The organism is Microbulbifer regidiadema (SeqCode) (genome assembly GCF_052467605.1).
In genome coordinates this window covers 325884-344923 of sequence record NZ_CP174316.1, presented here as the reverse complement: position 1 = coordinate 344923, position 19040 = coordinate 325884, and the positions used below count along the sequence as shown (strand labels likewise).

The window sequence follows — 19040 nt, the reverse complement described above, 5'->3', positions numbered from 1 at the left end:
GTTCCTTCCAGTATTTCTAAATCACCAACTCACTGTTTATTGATCATCGACCATTTCCTTACTTCAAGCGCTTGAGCGCAATGACTTGAGCCATCTTGAAGCAAGTACCCCTGCCTGCACCTTGAGCGGCGGAGAGGCTATGCGTGTTGCACTATTAGGTGCAGGGCTCTCAGATGCAAATTCCCTGATTCTTGATGAGCCGAGTAGTTAACTACGTCTAATTCTGGGAATACCGCCATATGAGCCGTAGAGATAATCTTTTCTTATATCTTTGTCATATCTAGGATTAAAGTCTCTTTGCAGCGACTTAAGCTTAGATGACCCATCCCCTTTATCTATAAACCATATTTCATCTCTTCTTAATAAATCTACGTCTAACAATACAGAGTTGTGTGTAGAAATTACTATTTGGGCCATGTGGTCTTTTCGATGTCGCAAGAAAATATCCAGTAACCGTCTAGTCAACAAGGGGTGTAAACTTCTATCAAGCTCGTCTATAAATGCGACTACCACCTCTTCTGACCTCAATAGCTCAAAAAATAACGGAGCAAGTTCAATAAGCCTTCTTGTACCATCTGATTCTTCTTCTAAATCAAATGTGATCTTTTCTCCAGTATCTATACTTTCATGTTGCGTAAAAATCTTAAGCAGCTTCAATCCCCCATCCTTTTTCAAAACCACAGATCGGTTACCTTTGACAACATCAGCAACAAATACTGCTACACCGTTGTCTAGTTCATCCCCTAGATCTTCAAACAATCTAGGTGGAAAATCTAAAGCGGTTTCAGCGTCAACTAACTGAGACTCGATTCCTACAACTGATGGGTCAAATTCAGATAGCACTTCGGCCAGGAACTCTTTAAACTCCTCATCATTGCCCAGCCTAAACTCTACTCCATGACCAATACTCTGTGGTGTAAAGACTCTAATGTACTTGCTAAACCAGTCATACACTGGTTTAAAGAAGTCTAGATTCCTTTCTATACTCTCAGTTAAAAACAATTGATTCTTCCGTGTTCCTTCACCAACAAAATTTAACTTTTGTTTGCCTTCTTTGCTCAGTTTTTCTGCGAATCCACCAAACTCAAATTTATTCTCCTCGTTATTAAATGATCTTGAGAAAAGCAGCTTAGTCTTTGTCTTAGTAAGCTCACTAAGTGTTTCAGATATTACGGCTTCATTGGTAATTGAGAACTCATAAGAAAACATCTTGCTTTCCATTTGAATTTCGAAATAGAAGCAAGAAGGACGGCCCTTACAATCTTGATCTAATTTAAATGCACTAGTCCCAATCGCCCTTTGAGGCCTGACTCCCTTAGTTATAAATTTCTCGGCGAAAGAAAACGCCTTGATAAAGTTACTCTTACCAGAAGCATTGGCTCCATATATGACAGCTGCTCTAAGAAGATCACGCTCCTTCACTGAATGTGACTTGTATAGATGTAGGTCGCGATGAGCTTTTTCCCGTGTTGGAATCATCGAAAATTCAACGGGTTCACGAAAAGAGCTGAAATTGCCTACACGAAATTTAATTAGCATGTTTTTTTAACCAGTTAAGGAGAATCTCCCTCCAAGAACATATCCTTTCAGTCTATTTTGGCATATTTTGCGCGCCTAATGAGAAAAAATCTCTTAAATGGGTTGCACTGAAAATAATTGGTGATAATATAACCTACGACTTAAGGAGAAAAAATCTCTTAAAATGACCAAGAGTGGCATGAATACGATAAAAAGCCTCCAGGTATAGAGAAATAACGTTGATAACGTGGCATATGGAGGCTTGGTAAGTGAGTAATCTAGTAAAAATACAGTCCATTCATGGAATCTGCAGAGATATTCCGCAGTGTACAACAGCATTGATCAATCGCTTCTCCCCCTCCCTGTTCAGTAAACACAGCTTGTACAGAGATGGTTCTGCCATCTTGAGTGGTTACATACCCAGTTTGCTTGTTCATCCAGGTTGATTGTTTAAGGCACTAACTTTATGAATCCATTGGCAATTGTGGCCCTAGGAGCACTAGGGATTACAGCAGCGTACAAACTCTTAAGTAGAAGCGAGCAGAATAATATGGCTGATTTACAGAAACAATTTGACACCTTTCATGATGACATCAAACTCTCAAACGAAAAAGAGCTATTGAGAGAAAAGCGAGAGATCCTAAAGCAGAACCTTGAAGCAGCACTGAAAAACAACGATGACGCTCCAAGTGTTGATAAATACCTGCTTCAAGGCTCTTACGCTACCTATACAGGCATTAACCCGGCAAATGGTGACTACGACATTGATGTTGGTGTTTTATTTGACTGCACTAAGGATGACATTGGTGCAATGAAGCTTAAGAAGCTGGTGAAAGAAGCTCTTGAGCATACCAGCAGGTCTCCGGTAATCAAGAACCCCTGTATCACTACTCAGTACATGAAAAATGGGACGCCTGATTACCATGTTGATATGCCTGTCTATGTAAAGCGTGATGATTCAAATGGATATGATCTTGCCTGGGGTAAGAGCGCTTCCTCAGAGGTCTGGGTTCAATCTGATCCCGAGGGTTTGAACGAAGAGATTAACGGGAAATACTCAAATGATAGTGAGCGCTACCAATTTCGGCGTATCGTAAAGTATCTTAAAGCCTGGAAGAGCAAGAAATTTAGCAGTTATACCGTACCGAGTATCGGGCTATGTTTGGCGGCAATGGATCATTTTTCGCCTGAAATAGATACTTATGAAGATACCCCCAATGATCTGATAGCTTTACGTAAAACGATCTCGAACATCATTGGGTCATTTAACTGGGTTAGTATTGATGACAATGGCAAATCGCAATATCGACTGAAAGTTCTCTTACCAGTAACGCCAGGTAACGATGTATTTGAAAAGCTTACTGACCGTCAAATGACAGAGTTAAAAGAAAAACTTGAAGCTCTAAAAGAAGCTTTAGTTTTCGCAGAAAAAGAGGAAAGAATTGACAAGGGATGCAAAGAGATTAAAAAACATCTCCCCAATTTCCCTGTGCCGCCAGTATCGGAAACAGCAAAGGCTGCAACAATTAGTATTAATAACACAGGCTCTTCCTCTTAATGGATCTGGATGTTGCAGTTATAGAAGCGGCTTTTGAGTCGCTTCCCTATATCAATAGCTTTGAAGAGTTCAAGCCGAATCAAGCATTAGCCATACCGGGCAGCTCTCTACCTATCTATAAAGTTTCTGCCCAATACGAAGAAATGTATTGGGATTTAGCTATTAGTATCCCTGATGATTTTCCCTATGTTCTGCCTAATATATCCTTGCTAGTAGATCCACCATTTGCTCCTTTCGGACATCTGAATTGGAAGGGTAGTATTTGCTATAAAGACACTCAAGGATTAGCTGCAGACATAAGGGATCCTGTGAGTGTCCTGAAAGGATGTATAGTAGAAGCACTTGCTACATTAAAAGAGCACTCAGAAGACTCTTCAAGAATGGACCTGCACCAGGAATTTGAAGACTATTGGGAAAGCCTTCCTTCTGACTACTCAACGACTCTATGTTTCTTTGAATTGGGCAGTGAGTTTAAAACGCTTACTGCATTTGAAGATACTAAAAATTCCAGAAAGACAAATAACCCTAATATCTTAGCCGTTATCGATGAAAAGCTAAACGAGAAAACTTTATACGCACCGATAAACAGGATCAAGGGAGCAAAGCAGAGAAAAATACCGTATATACCTCTTATTGATAAAATAGAGCCACCACCCTTACTGTCTTTGTGGACTGCGGAAGATATCATTGATCTTATAAAAAATCATGCTAAACCTAATGTCCTTGAGAAGTACTTTCGTTGGATAGAAAGTGAAAAATGGGCGAACTTTTTTAGCATTGTTTTTTCACACCCCAAGCCTAATGGTGAACTTGCCCTATGGGGAGTGCGTTTTCACCGAAAAGAGAAAGCTCAACATCCAGCTAAGGCTTCAAGTGCAGGCTGGAGTGTTATGCCGCTACATCTACGAAATCAATCGCCTACGTATTTGAAAACACGAGGCGGTGCGAACACCGGCTTATCAGAAAAAAAAGTTCTTTTATTTGGGTGTGGATCAGTTGGATCGCATATTGCCATGAACTTGGCTAAGGCGGGTGTAGGTGAGATGTATCTTATTGATATTGATATATTGACGCCGGAAAATATCCATCGCCATGCACTAGGTGCAAATTTTATTGATTCTATTCAACAGGTCCCCAAGGTGGATGCGTTGAGATGGGAAATTGAGCTAAACATACCAGGAGTCAAGGTTTTAACTGCAAGAGCAAATATCCGCCAGTTCATTGAGGAAATTGATCTGAACAATTACGACGCTGTGATATCAGCAACAGGTGACTTTAGTTCAGAGTTAGCGCTGAATATCCATCACCATGAATCCGACATCAGTACTCCAGTAATTTATGCATGGCAGGACGGATTCGGTATTGGTGGGCATGTGATGCAAGTTGCCTGCCCGGGGGAAAGAGGTTGTTTGGAATGCCTTTACACCAGATCATCGGGGTTCAAGCCCCATCCACGAACTAGCTTCATAGCGCAGGGCCAAACAATAAGTAAGCATATTGGTGGATGTAGTGGTGTATTTACTCCGTATTCAAATTTAGACGCTTTACAAACATCAGTTTTAGCAACGCGTGCTGTGGTACGAGTTCTCGATGGGCATCGATCAAATACTATATACAGCTGGAGAGGTGCGTCTGAAGAGCTGGAAGAGAATGGCCACCAAGCATCGGTTTGGTATAAGAAAGCAGAAGATAAACAGTTACAAGATGAACATCGCTATATTGCCAACAACTGCAAAGCCTGTGGATCAGACCATTAGGTTCAGTAAGCCTGATGGGTGCCGGCTAATAATTGATGACCAGGTAGTTAAATCGCTTTTAGGATACCGACAGCTAAAATGCACATCGCTCGAGGGAGGTGGGCTGCTCCTCGGTAGACACCTGCTCGCTTCCACACATATTGCTGTTGATGATATTTCAAGGCCAATGCGAGGAGACCGGAGGACGCGCACAACATTTTATCGAGGCAAAGGACATGAAAAGTATGCTCATAGAAAGTGGCGTGAATCGAGTTCTACCTACGCTTATATTGGCAATTGGCACTCTCACCCAGAGCCCTACCCGACCCCCTCGAAAACAGACATAAGGGACTGGCTTAATGTACTAGAAAATGACACTTATGAGGGCAACAAGCTCTACTTCTTAATTCTAGGAACTAAAGAGCTAGCTTGCTGGGAAGGAGATGCAGGTAGCGGAAAATTAATTAAGCTGGAAAAATACAATCAAAAATGAAAGATATTATTAATTTTTTAAAATCATTCTCCTGGAAGATATTAACTTGGCTTACAAAGCCAGTTAATTTAGTAATGAAGGCAGGTATTTTTTTATGCATGACAGGTTTTGGCGGGGCTAATCTGGCTTCTGTTGAGGCAATGCATAGAACTGCGGATGGCGCGACAACCTTAGTGTCTATAGAAGCTAACAATAACAGCTCCTTCTTAGAATGGGCGTTAACAGGTGTAGGCATTATTGGTCTGTTGATGGTTATTGGGGAATCTATTTACATAATTAAAAAAAGAAGAAAAATACTCAATCTAACTATTGAGCATACGGCGTTAAGAGAAAAACTCGGCAGCCCTTTGGTAAATTCAGTCTCCCGATTGCCTGGTGGTAGTGATACTTTACCAATTGATTTGTATCCATATTATTCAAATAATGTTGTGAGTGATCCCGATGGGGCCACATCACTTACGAAGCATTCGCTTATAGACACGTTAAGGTCAAAAATACAGCAGGCAGGCAGTAGAGAAATTACAATTCACTACGGAGGCACCCCTCCAGTCCCTCTTGGTTTTCTGGCGGGTTATATTCTCGGAAATACTTATAAACTAGTTACATGGGATTATGATAGAGACGAGAGCTCTTGGTATCAGCTGGGAGGATATAGTGATAGCAATAAACCAATTGTTGACCTTAAGGATTATCAAGCTACATCTGAGGTAGTTTTAATCATGGAGATAAGCCATCCAGTTAGCATTGAGGACGTTCGAAAAGTTGCCCCAACATTTCCTTGTATTCGCGTAACAATGCCTGATATTAAATACGATAACATGAGGTCTCTGGAAAAAGTACAAGCTTTCCAATCAGAGTTTCGTGAATTATTAAAGCGCCTAAACAGTGATGGAGTAGAAAAGGTACACATCTTTTGTGCTGCTCAAGCCTCATTTAACTTCTCTATGGGACGGCAAATAAGTCGTAATCACCCTCAGTGTATCGTCTACGAGTACAACAGAACTGAACAAATAAAGTACCCATGGGGAGTCATGATCAACTGCTTTGAATCGAATGGGAAAATAGTGCATGTGAGTGGTGCTACTAGATAGATATGTACCTAAAGGACAAATATAGCTGATTTACCCCCCCAACAAAAAAGGGCATCCTTAACAGATGCCCTTTCTCGTAGAGATTGCTATCGTCATATAACTAACAAAATAGCACATCTAAATACAGCAGCATGTTCGGAAAAATTAATCTAATTCTCCCGCCTCACACTCTCTCCAGTCACCAAAGATGCCATCATCCGCCGCCACCCAGGTTTCATAGGTAAAGGTCAGCTCAGGGATCTCTTTGATGTTGAAAGAGAAGTGGAAACCTTCTGCTTTATCATCAGTGCGGATACAGGGAACAGCGGGCATCCAGGTCTTAAACTCAAGAGACTCCCCTTCACTAATTACCTGCCCCTCTGCCAACCCCTCAAACCAAGGTGTCAAACTATCCAGGTCACCATTGATATGCTGAACCTGAACATTCTCAATAGTGTAGTCGGCATCAGCTGCTGTCAGCGACCACTGCAAATACTCTTCTTCTGTAGCAGAAGTATCCCACTGCAAGCTAGACGGAGTGCCATAAGTCGGGATATTTTCATAGGGCATTGGCAGCCAGAGACTTTCATCCCAAGAGTTGATGTTACGCAAACGCACACCCTTGGCATCGCTTAGCGGCTCAACTTCAACAACAAAATCATATTCCGGAGCATCGTCAATCAAATCCGTGGCGTAGTAGCGGAATACATAGGTGCCCGCTTTGGAAAACACCGTGCCCGTTGTGTTTTCACAGTCATCACTGTCCGGGTAGCTAGTGTGCTCGCCACCCTCCGGAGCACTAATTAACTCGTCGTAGGTATAAACTTCATCGCCATCGGCATCAACCACCACCGGGCGATGCAGCAGAGACATACACGGCAAGATTTGATAGTAATCTTCCCCAGTCGATAAACTGCCCCAGTTACGGGTCCAAGTTACAGCGCGAATTTCCGGTGCGGTATTGGACTCTTTGGCAAGACCATCATCCTCAGAGTAAGTCTTGGCATACATACCGCGATCATCACTTACGATCAGGCGCGCCGTGTAGGAGCCGGGCACATCGGTAAGCACCTCTGCTCGACGAAGCTCTCCAGACTCCGATTCTTTAACCGGCTGAATCTCGGCATTACTGCCATCGGGCTTGTCTACCAACTCCCAGTGGAAAGTCATAGGGTCATCATTGGGGTCACTACTGGAAGCATCAAAGACCAATTTTTTACCAACTAGAACAGACTTGGACTGGGCCTCGACACTGCGAGTAGAAGGATAGCCATTTACGCCACCGATCTTGGCCTCCATGGTTGCCTCCAGGTCTATCTGGTTGGCTCCGTCAGAAACGGTCATGCTTACGCGATAGGTACCAACCACATCCAGCTCTTGGATTTTCTTACCCAGCGGCTTCCAGGAACCAATATCAACCAACTCAGCAACACTGCCTTCAGGCTTTTCGATCAGCTCTGCATCAATAATTTGCAGGGCGTCACCCTCGGGGTCATAGCCAACAAAAGTAAACTCCGCACGAAGACCCAGTTCTTGCTCACCAATACTATAGGATGGGAAGTAACCGGTAGCTTCAATCTCACCAATCGGAGCTTCATTCACTTCTGCTTCGGAGTCAGCTTCGACAACAATCGTAACTTCACGCTCTTCACTTTTTCTAGCGCCGTCAAAAACAAACAAAATCAAATTGTAAGTATCGGCTGCAATCGGAGTGAACTTGAGAGTAGAGGTTGTTTCGCCTTCCAATTCGGGAACTGGAACACCATCAGTTTCGACCGGGCTGGAATCCCACTTCCAGCGGTATTGCAGAGCATTACCTTCCGGGTCATAACTCTCGCTTGCATCCAGTACCACTTCCTCACCGAGAGTAATCGTCTGGTCTTCTGTTACCGCAACGGGGGGGGCGTCACCGGCTGAAACAGTTACCAATACTTCTGCAGGCTCACTGGCAACTCCGTTATAGGTAACAACCAACTCAAGCTTGTAGTCACCTTCGATATCCAGGTGTAAGGTAGCCTGAGTAGAGTCGCTATTAGTCAGGTAAGCAGCACTATCCAGAGGCTTTTCGACCAGGGTCCATAGGTATTCCAGGTCCCCTACCTCCCCTGTTGGAGGAGTACTTAAGCTACCATCGAGCCCCAGAGTACCAGTTCCCAGAATAATACTGTGTACAGGCTCAGTAATCGCCACAGGATTCGGGCTGGTCGCAGTCAAAGTCAGACGATCTGCTTCACTGGTCTCAGTACCATCATCCACAATCAGACTTACTACATAGTCGCCCGGCAGGTCAGCAGTAAATTCCGTGTAGGCATCTTCCGAGCTGGCCAGCTCTGCAAAACTGAGTTCAGGCCACTCGATCAATTCCCAGCGGTAGCTGAGGTTTGCATCCCTTGGGCTACTACTGTCAGTACCATTCAATTGAACAGTGACATCGCCATCAGCCAGGGAGAAGGTCGCGTCTACAGGAGACAACAAACTGATACTGGCGGTGGGTTTATTATTTGAGCTGCCACCCGATCCACCGCCACCACAGGCGGCCAGTACGAGAGACAGACATAGCATGCCGACAAGGGCTACTGCTCTTTTCATCTGTGGTACTCCAAACAATTAATATTGATAAGTCAGGCTGAGTCTCGCCGTGCGTCCCGGTGCGGGAACAAGGCCAAGGCTCAAGGCATCGATGTAATATTGATCGGTGATATTGTCGACAGTGAAATCTACCGAAAAACTATCGTTAAATTGGTAACTGGTATAAACATCCCAGAGCTGATAGCTCTGCCACAACACCGGCTCAGTAAATCCAGCGCTTGCGCTGTGATCGGAAACGGGATTTCGCTCACCCGTAAAAGTGCCGCGCAGCCCCAGCTCCAATTTTTCCTGGAGTAAACGCAAGCCAAGATGCGCGCTGGCATGCCAGTTGGGTGGGACCATATTATTGATATAACTATCTTCGATACCCCAATTAGCACAGTAATAGCGCACATAACTGCCGATATTACAGGCCTCAATATGGCTGTACTTGGTGCCACTCAGCTCAACTAGCCACCAGTGAGCATCGTATCCAAGATTCAACTCCACACCCTCAAGGTCGAGGCTCTCGATATTGCGCATACGGAAAAAGTCGAAGAGAGTATCCAGCTCTGTCTCCCAGGCATTGGTCTGAGTGCGAGTCAAATAGTCATCCACATGATTCTCAAAGTAGGCAACTTTCACTCGCAGCTGGTGGTTAGCCTCAAATAACTGGCCATTGAGATAATTAATCCCAACTTCATTATTTTTCGCATGCTCAGGCTTTAGGGAAATATCCAGTGCGGGACTCACAGAAAAACCGGTAGTATTTTCAAATAGGCTCGGCATACGCAAGGCTTGCGCATGACGGGCATAGAACTGCAAACCCTTACTCGGCTCCCAGGTCAGAACCACCATTGGTGTGGTACCGGAGTGACTATTGCTATAGTAAACATCCTCACAGCCCCCCTCACCATCGTCCACACAACCCTCGGAATCGGTACTCAGCGGAAGGGGATTATTGTCTTTTGAAGAGAAATGGGTGTAGCGAAGTCCCGACTCCAGAGTCCACTCCGGCCATGGCTGCCACTTCATACTAGTGAAGACGCTGTACTCATCGCGCCTACCACTGCGGGAGCCGGCATAAAAACCTTCAGTTTCAAGGGTATCAGTATCCAAGTCTTCCCACTGGGCTGTAATACCGTAATCCCAGCGCAGCTCACCCATGGGGTAGAAGTGCATACTGTTGGTAATATCCAAACCAAAACGCTGGTAATCATCAGTCCGTGCGGTATTGTCTTCCAGATCGATGGAGTTCACACTTGGAGTATTCAGGTCAGTGACCGAATCAGTATGCCAAAAATTAATACGTAAATCGGCCCAGTCATATTCCACCGGCTGCCAGCGGTAGCGCGCGGTGTAAGTTTGGTTGAGCACATCACTGTTTAGCCACTCCCGCGCCTGACCGAAAAGAGAAATAACCTGCGAGGGCATCATTTCGCCATAAGTACTGCTATAGCGGATATAGCCCAACTCCAGGCTTTGATCCTTGGGCAGGTGAAGACTGCTTTTTAGCAACCAGGAATCACTGGAAAAACTGGTGTTGGGAATGCGCTCTCCGGCACGGTAAGTGATCTCCCCCAGTTCACTCTCCAGTGAAACTGGGGTTTCGGTATACCAAGCCAATTCTTCAGGCTCACCAATGACAACCTCCGGTGTGGGGCCATCGGTGCCCGCATAGTAATTCCCCTGCTCGCGCTGAGCGTGAGCCACCACCAAATCGCCCCACTCAAAACGCTGGGCGCCGGCAAAGCTCGCTGCATAGCCCTCAAAATCCAACAAACTGGGCCTGTCCATACCGTAATCCGGGGCAAAACTGTCCGGCATTAGGTACTCATCGGTACAGTAGCTAGCAAAGCGGCAGTCGGAGCGGTATGCACTGCGCGGCAGGTGGTAACCAGCATAGGTGCCGGCCTCGGGGGCGGCGGTGTTATTGCCGACACCGCTGACACGAATGCGAAAGCCCGACAATTCGCCGGGTTTTACAACATCTTCAGCGCGCAAAGTACTTACACTGACAACACCGCCGGTAGCACCGGTGCCCTCGGCCCCCATTACCGGGCCCTTATCAATACGCAGTGACCCGATCAGATCCGGGTCGATATAGCTGCGACTGGAAACACCCGAGTAACCGCGATAAATCGTCGTTTCCTGACGGCTGCCATCAATTAAAACAGGCACCCTGCTCTGTCCCTGCATCCCGCGAATATTGACATCCAAGCCGCCCGAATTGCGGTTTTCACTAATCAAAACACCGGGGGTGCCCTGGAAAACATCACCGACACTGGTACCGCGAAAACGCTCAATATGCTCCTGGGTAAGGATATTTACTGAGCCCGCTTCACGAAATACCTGATCTTTTTCATCGCTATCGCGGGTCTCAATCTGGATGCTGTCCAGTACCATCAAACCCTGCTCGCCAGCAGGCTGAATCAACCAGGCACCGCTACCAACTGGAACCGCTTGCAGATTGGTACCGCGCAACAGACTCAACAGGGCCTCTTCTGCACGGTAGCTGCCAAACAATGCCGGAACGGAAATCGCTTCCACCTGACTCTCATCAAAAGAGAGCGTTACCCCAGCTTGGCGCGAGTACAGATTGAGCACGTCACCCAGGTTGCCAGCGGGCAAGCTGAATTCAATCAGTGCGGTATTACCCTGTTGAGCTTGGGCAAAACTCGACACGGGGACTACGGCCAACAACAGTGCCAACAGGGTGGGCAAAATGTGTTTGGGGGCGCGGGACTGCATTTAAGCGGCTTCCTATTCTCAGGTGTATAACTAGGAAGCCGAACGAAAATCAAAAACCCGTAATCTAAATGAGAATTATTTTGTTTTTTTCGCTTTAACGGGAAATCGGCCACTTTGGGCGTCGCGAAAAGGAAAAATAAGCACCAAAAGATAAATTTTGTCGGCACTATCCGAGGCAGAGGCTAAGAGCAACTGCCTCCAAAATTATCGGGCAAGCACGGAGCCAAAAAGGGAAGGATTGAGAGGTGGGCAACCTCCATCAGCTGGGAAGTTGGATAGCCGCCCACCAGCGAGTGACATAGCGCAGTTCAGCACCTGCGGAACGCGCCAGGGTCTTAAGAATCATATCGGTATCGTGCAGCTGGAAAACACCCGAGACCAAGTGATTGGCCAGTTTGGGATCGCAGCGCAAAAAGCCGCTGCGGTAACGGGACAGCTCCTCAAGCAGCTCGGCCAGCGGCATACGGCGGGCGGACAGTACGCCATCAATCCAGCCACTGTAATCAAACATCTTGCCATCCAAGGCCAGGGCCTCTCCGCCAGAAAGGCGGTAAGCCTGACCCGCTTTCGCGGCAAAAGACTGGCCACCCACCTTGGGAAATACCTGCACGGCGCCCTCCAAAATCTGCAAAATGGTGTGATCGCCACCATTGCGCAGGAAAAAGCGCGAGCCGGCAGAGACTATTTGGCTCTGAGACACAGATACTCGCATTGGGCGAGGGTCGGCAGCACTGGTGAGCTGCATCTCGCCCCGACTCAAAACCAGAGAGCGGTATTCAGCCCCCGATTTCCACTCGATAGCACTGTCAGCGTTTAGCCAGACCTGGCTACTGTCATTCAGGGTGTAGTGGGCCGACTCTGCGCCAGCGGAGAAATCCGCAGAAATACGCGCCACCAACCCCCTGTCATAGCCCACTAAACCGACGGCAAATAAGCCCAGGGCACCCCCACCCATCGTTTTAAGTGCCGCCCTGCGATTCAAGCGGCGAACCTCTGCATCAGTTTGCGCCAAAGTGGCATGCGCCAAACGAGGGGCTCGGCTCGCCGCTTTATTCAGAGGGGACTCCATCCGCTCGAACCGCTGCCAAGCCAGCTCGTGCAGTGGATTAGCCGAACGCCATTGCTGGCACGCATCCCGCTCAGAATCAAGCGCCTCTCCAGACCCCAATCGCACCCGCCAGCTAACCGCCTGGAGCAAAACCGCCTCGGGAATTTTTTCTTTGATTTGATCGGTGGAATCAGACATCAGCTGGCAAAGTCCGTGTGCGCAGGGAGTTATTCATTTTCATAAACAGCGGCATAGCATTTGAGCATGGCCTTGGCGATGTATTTTTCCACCGACGAAAGACTCAGCCCCTGCTGCTCTGCCACCTGGCGATAGGTCAGGCCATCCAGCCTCGCCATTAAAAATACGGTCTTTTCAATCGGGCGCAGACCGCCGAGTAGCTGGTCGATCTGCTCCAGAACCCCCAACAGCTCCCACTTATCCTCCGGGGAGGGCCACTCCGGCTCGGGCAAGCTCTCCAGCAATGCCAAATAATTTTTTTCCAACACTTGGCGGCGAGCCTGATCAATCAACAGGTTGCCCGCTACCTTGGTCAGCCAGGCTCTGGGGCTGCGGATGCCCGCCGGCAGGCTCGGGCGGTCCAGCAAACGCATAAAAGTGTCTTGGGCCAAATCCTGAGCGTTATCAACACCCGGGGTGCGGCGCGCTATCCAGCGAACAAGCCACTCGTGGTGCTCTTGGTAAAGCTCATTAAATCCTGGAGTTGAAGGGGTTTCAGGGGCCAAAACTCAGACCTTGCACTGTATTCTTTTGAGGGCGGGGACTGTAAATGATATCTATTCTCACTTAAAGTGGGCCGGCTAAAAATTTTATATCAATTTGGAATAACCAAGGGGAGTTTTAAAAAAATTTTGATTAAAAGGATGGGTTAATTTCAATTTGGTCCGTCACCCCATACAAAGCCACCGGATTAACCGGGCGGTTATTGTTTAATTTGTTTTGGAAAAAAACCGTGACCAATCCCGCTGAATGCCAAACCGTTGAACCGACAGAGCCCACCTTTTCCGCTTGGCTGAAGGAAGGCACCAACACAACGCACGAAAGCCTCGATAAACGCATTATGTCCCTGTCACCATTTTCCAACCGGGAGCGCTATGCACTGTTTGTTCGCACTCAATCGCGCCTGCACCAGGCGGTATCCGAGTGGTTTCAAAGCGACGAATTAAATAATTTTTTGCCGGGTTTGAAAGAGAGAGATCGCTCCGCAGCCGTACTCCAGGATTGTGCTGATTTTGAGATGCCCCAGAGCGATCTGGACGCTGATCAGCAGGCGGCAACAGAAGTTACGATTGCCGATTTCCACACCGCACTGGGCTGGCTCTACGTGGTCGAAGGCTCCAACCTGGGAGCAGCGTTCCTTCTCAAATATGCGCGCAAGCATCTGGATTTGTCGGAAACTTTCGGGGCGCGCCACTTAGCGGGACACGAAGATGGTCGCGGGTTACACTGGCGCCAATTTAAAACCGCGCTAGACGCGCTTGAACTGAGCGAAGAGCAAAAAGAAACCGCCCTCGAAGGGGCCAAACAAGCCTTTGCCTTTGCACGACAAAATGTCGAGCAGCTGCTAGCGCCCGCTACAGCCTAAATTTATTTTTACCAGAAGTCGGGAGTCGGTAATGAAGATCTGGACAATAATTTTTTTGTGTCTACTAGCTAGCACAACGGCCTCATTACCGGCGTTTTCTCAGGAAGATAATTCGCACTCGAGCGTCCTAAACCACTCAGAAATTGCGCCCGAAAAAAATACAGAAAACACTGTAGCACTGGCAAAAGATCAAACTAATTCACCTTCCCCCAGCGCCGCCAATATCGGCGAGACCGCTTTCAGCGCCCACGATTTATCACCGATGGGAATGTATCACGCCGCAGATATCGTAGTTAAAAGCGTGATGATCGGCCTGTTGCTGGCCTCTGTTTTGACCTGGGCAATTTGGCTGTTTAAAACCGTGCAGCTGGTAATAGCCCGCCGCAAAACCAAACAATTACTGGCAATTCTTATCCAAAGTAAGACATTTGCCAGCGCCGAATCAAAGCTGTCCGGCCAAGCCGGCGGCGCCCTGCTGCTGGTGGAAGCCAGCCGCCACGAACTGGCGCTCTCTGCCGACGGTCCGGTTTCTGATGACGGCCTAAAAGAGCGCGTATTAGCTCGCCTCGAGCGCGTGCAAGCCTCACTCGCCACCGATATGAACCGAGGTACCGGCATCCTGGCAACCATCGGTTCGGTTGCCCCCTTTGTCGGACTCTTCGGTACCGTGTGGGGAATCATGAACAGTTTTATCGGGATAGCAAAAACCCAAACCACCAACCTGGCGGTGGTCGCCCCGGGTATTGCAGAAGCCCTACTGGCTACAGCGATAGGTCTGGTTGCGGCAATTCCAGCCGTGGTGATTTACAACTACTTCTCCCGCGCTATTGGCAACTATCGAGCCCTGCTGGCCGATATCGTTACCGCATTAATGGTACTGATTAGTCGCGATCTAGACCGCCACCACCCCAATGCGCGCCCCCTCACCGAGCAGTTTGGCGAAACTAAAAAGCGCATAGCTCCCCTGACACAGGGTGTCAGCTAATGGCATTCAATCTACAAGGCGGCAGCGGCGAAGAGCTGCCGGAACAGCACGATATCAATGTCACACCGTTTATCGACGTGATGTTGGTATTGCTAATTATATTTATGGTTGCGGCTCCACTGGCTACGGTGAACGTGCCGGTCAATCTGCCCTCTGCTGCCGCTCCCCAGCAGCCCCCGGCAGATGACCCCAAGTACCTCACCCTACAAAAAGACCTCACCCTCACACTCGGTGAGGACCGAATTATTCAACGGGAGAATTTGGCTACAGAGCTTCAGGCTTATGAAATTGGTACCGAACAGCAAATCCTGCTGCGCGCCGATAGCAAAGTCGAGTATGGAGACCTAATGGATCTGATGAATCGGCTCGCAAACGCCGGGTATCATAAGATCGCCCTGGTGGGGCTGGATAAACCGGCGGCTGCAACCCCATGAGTCTCCTCGCTGGCCCGAAGGCAAGATCGACAAGGCGCCCGCGATTTCTATTATCGCTTATCGCCTTTTGCAGTGCTCTAGCCCTTCATGGGCTGGTCGCCGCCTATTTTTTGTGGCAACCCCAATCAGAGCTGGCGCTACCGCCTGCCGCAGCACCACAGGTATTTGAAGTCAGCATGGTAGCCGCGCCCGCCGCCTCCCCCACATCGCTACCTATCGGCCCACAACAGCAGGAATCCTCTCCCGCTACCCAGCAACGCAGTGAGCCGAAAAAAACTACCGCACAACCAGAGCCTGTTGTCCTACCGGAAGCCCCCTCTGAGTTCGCGGTCAAAAAGCCCGAAGAGGAACCTCCGGTAGAGGAGGAAGAAGAAACTCCAGAGCCCGCAGAAGAAAAGGAGATTGCACAGCAGCAGGACTCCACAGGAAATGCCACTGGTGAAACTGTTATTGAAGAGACCTCCGCCCCGCTTGCCGCAGAAGCACCGGAGGCTGAGCAGGCTGCCGCACCTGAGGTGGGGGCGCTTAACCAGCGAGAATCCCAGGCCAGACTAACCTGGCAGAGCCAACTGCAAGCTCACCTGGAACGGAGAAAACGCTACCCGCGCAGCGCACAAATACGGCGGCAGCAAGGCATTCCGTGGGTGCGCTTCACCATGGACCGCCAAGGCAAGGTGCTGGATGTCGAATTACATCGAGCCAGCGGCATCGCGGCCCTCGACCGAGAGGTCGTAGCCCTGGTACGCAGGGCAGAACCGCTGCCCAAACCACCGGAAGATGTCCCCGGCGATCCCCTGGTAATGGCAGTGCCAGTAGAGTTTTTTGTTCGCTAAGCTAAAAAATTCGCCTTGTGAAAGACAATGCACAATATTCAGCGATTGTTCCACAAGGCGATACAGCCAAGAAAGAGGAAATAGTCCACATAATCCGTTACCCTGCACTAGAGCCTCAACAACTCTACTTGCAAAGCCCAGGACCAGTTACTTGAAAACAAGCTAACTCAGTGGACACCTATTTTTATTTTGATGAAACAATGCTGCAACAAGCCAGAAATTAGAGGTACCGAATGAAAGAGCCCACTGAAGACAGTGCAGTGTCCTACACCCCGCCACTGGCAAAGGGCTGGATGCGCTGGCTGTGGGGTGCCGCCGCTTGCTTTTTTATCGCACTGGGCATTATTGGGGCCATTCTTCCCGGTCTCCCCTCCGCCATGTTCATCGTCCTCGGTGCCTGGGCCGCATCACGCAGCTCCCAGCGCCTGCACCAATGGATTGAGGAACACCACCTGTTTGGCCACCTATTGCGAACCTGGCGCAGCGGCTATGTGAGCCGCCGCACAAAGTTGCTGGCCAGCCTAACCATGGCCATATCCTTAGCTTTTGCCGCTTTCCATATCAGCAATATTTACCTGCTTTGCTTTACCATTGGCGGCATCAGCTGCGGCGCCTATTGGATCTGGTCGCGACCGGAGCCCAAGGCGTAGGGCCCACCCTATCTGCACCCATTTGGCAGCAGACACCCGTAGATTTTAGCGCTATAGTCCCCCGATAAGGATTTGTCTGGGGGACAGGATGTATAACGTAGTACTTTTTTTGCACTTGCTTGGTGCCACAGTTTGGACTGGTGGGCACTTGATACTGGCCTGCACAATATTGCCAAAAGTTTTACGGGATAAAGATATTGCCTTTATTTCCCGATTTGAAAACAGCTACGAGAAAATTGGTATTCCCGCCCTCATTATTCAAATACTATCTGGGCTCTACCTCTCATTTACCCTACTACCCGATCTATCCCAGTGGTTCAATTTTTCCAATCCCATTGCCCGCCTGTTAATCTTTAAGCTAACACTTCTGGCCTGCACTTTCTTACTGGCCATTGATGCGAGACTGCGAATCATCCCCAACCTTTCCGAGAGGAATCTGGTTTCACTGGCATACCATATTATTCCCGTTACAGTCCTATCGGTTTTGTTTGCTTTTGTCGGCATTTCATTTAGAACAGGGTGGCTGTTTTAGCCAATAGACTCAATGCGATTAGGGACTAAATAGCGATTCCTGGTAGAGGCCGGACATAATGGAGTACACAATTTGTCTCCGGGGACCGCCTCGACATTATACACCTATCCAGCGGTTTGATTTACAAAAGCCGCTTTACCCGGCTTTAGGGACCCCATAAACAGCTCTCTAAACTGTTTTTACCTCAAAATTCCATTTTATAAAGGATAAATATGTATACGGATGAAGACTTAAACTTTGCAGTAGATAAAAAGATCTTCACAGCTGAATCTGTCGCAAGTTTTAGAGCCGCAATAGCTTCTCACCAGCACTCACCCACAACAGATGAGGAAAACTTCAGACTGATTGGCGGCTTCAATGATATATTTATCGTGTTTGCCTGCTTTCTGGTTCTTTTCTCCTCCCTTTGGCTGCTAAATTCACTAACTAGCAGCAACAGCTTAGGCTTACTGGTATTCACCTTGCTATCCTGGGCTATAGCTGAATTTTTTGTGCGTAAAAGGCGTATGGCTTTACCGGCTATAGTGCTATTACTTGCATTTGTTGGTGGTGCATTTGCTCTTACCCTGTCGCTTTTCCCAAAATCTCAAAGCTTTGATTTTGCGTCTTTATCCACCGCCTCTGCTATCGCTAGTATCGCGGCCTATCTGCATTGGCTGCGCTTTAGGGTACCAATAACTATAGCCGTTGGTACTGCAGCACTGATTGCCCTGCTTGCATCTACAGCTATGCTGACTCTCCCCAGTAGCCAGAACTGGATTAGTGCAATTCTATTTTTCCTGGGGCTTCTCACCTTCGTTTTCGCCATGTACTGGGATGCCTCCGACACAAACAGAACAACACGCAGATCCGATACTGCTTTTTGGCTGCACCTTCTTTCCGCTCCGCTAATGATTCACCCCATTTTTTCAACTCTGGGAGTATTCGATGGGTATAAGAGCCTATTCAACACGGCTTTCGTCTTGGCTCTGTACTTGGTGATTACACTGTTTTCACTAGTGATTGATCGACGCGCCCTTATGGTTTCATCGCTAGTCTATGTACTTTATGCCCTTGCCAACCTGATTAATATCTATGGCAGCACAGGCTATAGCCTCGCCTTAACAGGCGTATTTATGGGGGCAGCACTTCTATTACTTTCAGCATATTGGCACCCGGCTAGAAGTCTCTTAGTAGCCAAACTCCCCACAACCTTAAGAAAGTTTGTCCCCGCAGGGAAAGTTACATAAGAGTTCAACCACACTAATTTCCCCCCTATAGA

The 19040-nt window shown here is 48.0% G+C and carries 17 protein-coding genes; 12 read left to right on the top strand and 5 right to left on the bottom strand.

Going from position 1 to position 19040, the window contains the following annotated elements; genetic code table 11:
• Positions 1-52 precede the first annotated feature (52 nt).
• Complete coding sequence (locus ACJJIF_RS02310; protein ID WP_444932305.1) at positions 53-211, top strand: ATP-binding cassette domain-containing protein; 159 nt, start codon at positions 53-55, stop codon at positions 209-211.
• Here the strand turns inward: ACJJIF_RS02310 and ACJJIF_RS02305 are convergent.
• A complete protein-coding gene (locus ACJJIF_RS02305) occupies positions 208-1422 on the bottom strand; it encodes an AAA family ATPase (RefSeq protein WP_444930632.1) in 1215 nt (404 codons plus the stop codon). The two genes, ACJJIF_RS02310 and ACJJIF_RS02305, sit on opposite strands and share 4 nt — an antisense overlap.
• Before the next feature lie 646 nt (positions 1423-2068).
• On the opposite strand from ACJJIF_RS02305, the gene ACJJIF_RS02300 reads away from it, so the two are divergent.
• From ACJJIF_RS02300 to ACJJIF_RS02285, 4 genes are read left to right on the top strand one after another with little or no spacing between them, the layout of a single operon-like run.
• Positions 2069-3076, top strand: coding sequence for a nucleotidyltransferase domain-containing protein (locus tag ACJJIF_RS02300; RefSeq protein WP_444930631.1), 1008 nt, complete (start codon positions 2069-2071; stop codon positions 3074-3076).
• Positions 3076-4833, top strand: coding sequence for a ThiF family adenylyltransferase (locus ACJJIF_RS02295; RefSeq protein ID WP_444930630.1), 1758 nt, complete (start codon positions 3076-3078; stop codon positions 4831-4833). Before ACJJIF_RS02300 ends, ACJJIF_RS02295 begins: the two co-directional genes overlap by 1 nt.
• Entirely contained in the window at positions 4781-5305 is a 525-nt protein-coding gene (locus ACJJIF_RS02290) for a Mov34/MPN/PAD-1 family protein (protein ID WP_444930629.1), read from the top strand. Before ACJJIF_RS02295 ends, ACJJIF_RS02290 begins: the two co-directional genes overlap by 53 nt.
• Positions 5302-6396 carry an SAVED domain-containing protein gene (locus ACJJIF_RS02285; protein ID WP_444930628.1) on the top strand — a complete coding sequence of 365 codons (1095 nt, stop codon included), beginning with the start codon at positions 5302-5304 and terminating at the stop codon, positions 6394-6396. Before ACJJIF_RS02290 ends, ACJJIF_RS02285 begins: the two co-directional genes overlap by 4 nt.
• A gap of 144 nt (positions 6397-6540) precedes the next feature.
• Here the strand turns inward: ACJJIF_RS02285 and ACJJIF_RS02280 are convergent, their stop codons facing one another.
• From ACJJIF_RS02280 to ACJJIF_RS02265, 4 genes are all read right to left on the bottom strand, one after another.
• Entirely contained in the window at positions 6541-8964 is a 2424-nt protein-coding gene (locus ACJJIF_RS02280) for a PKD domain-containing protein (protein ID WP_444930627.1), read from the bottom strand.
• 18 nt (positions 8965-8982) lie between these two features.
• Positions 8983-11694: a TonB-dependent receptor gene (locus ACJJIF_RS02275; RefSeq protein ID WP_444930626.1), complete on the bottom strand. Its 2712-nt coding sequence runs from the start codon at positions 11692-11694 to the stop codon at positions 8983-8985.
• 259 nt (positions 11695-11953) lie between these two features.
• Positions 11954-12940, bottom strand: coding sequence for a FecR domain-containing protein (locus ACJJIF_RS02270; protein WP_444930625.1), 987 nt, complete (start codon positions 12938-12940; stop codon positions 11954-11956).
• Positions 12941-12969: 29 nt separating this feature from the next.
• The gene (locus tag ACJJIF_RS02265) at positions 12970-13485 is read right to left on the bottom strand and encodes a sigma-70 family RNA polymerase sigma factor (RefSeq protein WP_444930624.1); all 516 of its coding nucleotides are present in this window, start codon (positions 13483-13485) and stop codon (positions 12970-12972) included.
• 227 nt (positions 13486-13712) lie between these two features.
• Between ACJJIF_RS02265 and ACJJIF_RS02260 the strand changes: the two genes are divergently transcribed.
• The 7 genes from ACJJIF_RS02260 (at position 13713) to ACJJIF_RS02230 (ending at position 19008) form a co-directional block, all read left to right on the top strand.
• Positions 13713-14345, top strand: coding sequence for a biliverdin-producing heme oxygenase (locus ACJJIF_RS02260; protein ID WP_444930623.1), 633 nt, complete (start codon positions 13713-13715; stop codon positions 14343-14345).
• Positions 14346-14376: 31 nt separating this feature from the next.
• Positions 14377-15330, top strand: coding sequence for a tonB-system energizer ExbB (gene exbB / locus ACJJIF_RS02255; protein WP_444930622.1), 954 nt, complete (start codon positions 14377-14379; stop codon positions 15328-15330).
• Entirely contained in the window at positions 15330-15764 is a 435-nt protein-coding gene (locus ACJJIF_RS02250) for a biopolymer transporter ExbD (protein ID WP_444930621.1), read from the top strand. Before exbB ends, ACJJIF_RS02250 begins: the two co-directional genes overlap by 1 nt.
• A gap of 176 nt (positions 15765-15940) precedes the next feature.
• The gene (locus ACJJIF_RS02245; RefSeq protein ID WP_444930620.1) at positions 15941-16597 is read left to right on the top strand and encodes an energy transducer TonB; all 657 of its coding nucleotides are present in this window, start codon (positions 15941-15943) and stop codon (positions 16595-16597) included.
• A 233-nt stretch (positions 16598-16830) separates the two neighbouring features.
• The gene (locus ACJJIF_RS02240) at positions 16831-17247 is read left to right on the top strand and encodes a YbaN family protein (RefSeq protein WP_444930619.1); all 417 of its coding nucleotides are present in this window, start codon (positions 16831-16833) and stop codon (positions 17245-17247) included.
• Between the two features lie 88 nt (positions 17248-17335).
• Entirely contained in the window at positions 17336-17779 is a 444-nt protein-coding gene (locus tag ACJJIF_RS02235; RefSeq protein WP_444930618.1) for a CopD family protein, read from the top strand.
• Positions 17780-17991: 212 nt separating this feature from the next.
• The gene (locus ACJJIF_RS02230) at positions 17992-19008 is read left to right on the top strand and encodes a hypothetical protein (RefSeq protein ID WP_444930617.1); all 1017 of its coding nucleotides are present in this window, start codon (positions 17992-17994) and stop codon (positions 19006-19008) included.
• The last annotated feature ends 32 nt before the right edge of the window (positions 19009-19040 follow it).

Bases quoted from the DNA above. Each gene is read 5' to 3' on its own strand.
- ACJJIF_RS02300 (WP_444930631.1), top strand. From the start codon at position 2,069: ATGGCTGATTTACAGAAACAATTTGACACCTTTCATGATGACATCAAA.
- ACJJIF_RS02295 (WP_444930630.1), top strand. From the start codon at position 3,076: ATGGATCTGGATGTTGCAGTTATAGAAGCGGCTTTTGAGTCGCTTCCC.
- ACJJIF_RS02290 (WP_444930629.1), top strand. From the start codon at position 4,781: ATGAACATCGCTATATTGCCAACAACTGCAAAGCCTGTGGATCAGACC.
- ACJJIF_RS02285 (WP_444930628.1), top strand. From the start codon at position 5,302: ATGAAAGATATTATTAATTTTTTAAAATCATTCTCCTGGAAGATATTA.
- ACJJIF_RS02280 (WP_444930627.1), bottom strand. From the start codon at position 8,964: ATGAAAAGAGCAGTAGCCCTTGTCGGCATGCTATGTCTGTCTCTCGTA.
- ACJJIF_RS02275 (WP_444930626.1), bottom strand. From the start codon at position 11,694: ATGCAGTCCCGCGCCCCCAAACACATTTTGCCCACCCTGTTGGCACTG.
- ACJJIF_RS02270 (WP_444930625.1), bottom strand. From the start codon at position 12,940: ATGTCTGATTCCACCGATCAAATCAAAGAAAAAATTCCCGAGGCGGTT.
- exbB (WP_444930622.1), top strand. From the start codon at position 14,377: ATGAAGATCTGGACAATAATTTTTTTGTGTCTACTAGCTAGCACAACG.
- ACJJIF_RS02250 (WP_444930621.1), top strand. From the start codon at position 15,330: ATGGCATTCAATCTACAAGGCGGCAGCGGCGAAGAGCTGCCGGAACAG.
- ACJJIF_RS02245 (WP_444930620.1), top strand. From the start codon at position 15,941: ATGGTAGCCGCGCCCGCCGCCTCCCCCACATCGCTACCTATCGGCCCA.
- ACJJIF_RS02240 (WP_444930619.1), top strand. From the start codon at position 16,831: ATGAAAGAGCCCACTGAAGACAGTGCAGTGTCCTACACCCCGCCACTG.
- ACJJIF_RS02235 (WP_444930618.1), top strand. From the start codon at position 17,336: ATGTATAACGTAGTACTTTTTTTGCACTTGCTTGGTGCCACAGTTTGG.
- ACJJIF_RS02230 (WP_444930617.1), top strand. From the start codon at position 17,992: ATGTATACGGATGAAGACTTAAACTTTGCAGTAGATAAAAAGATCTTC.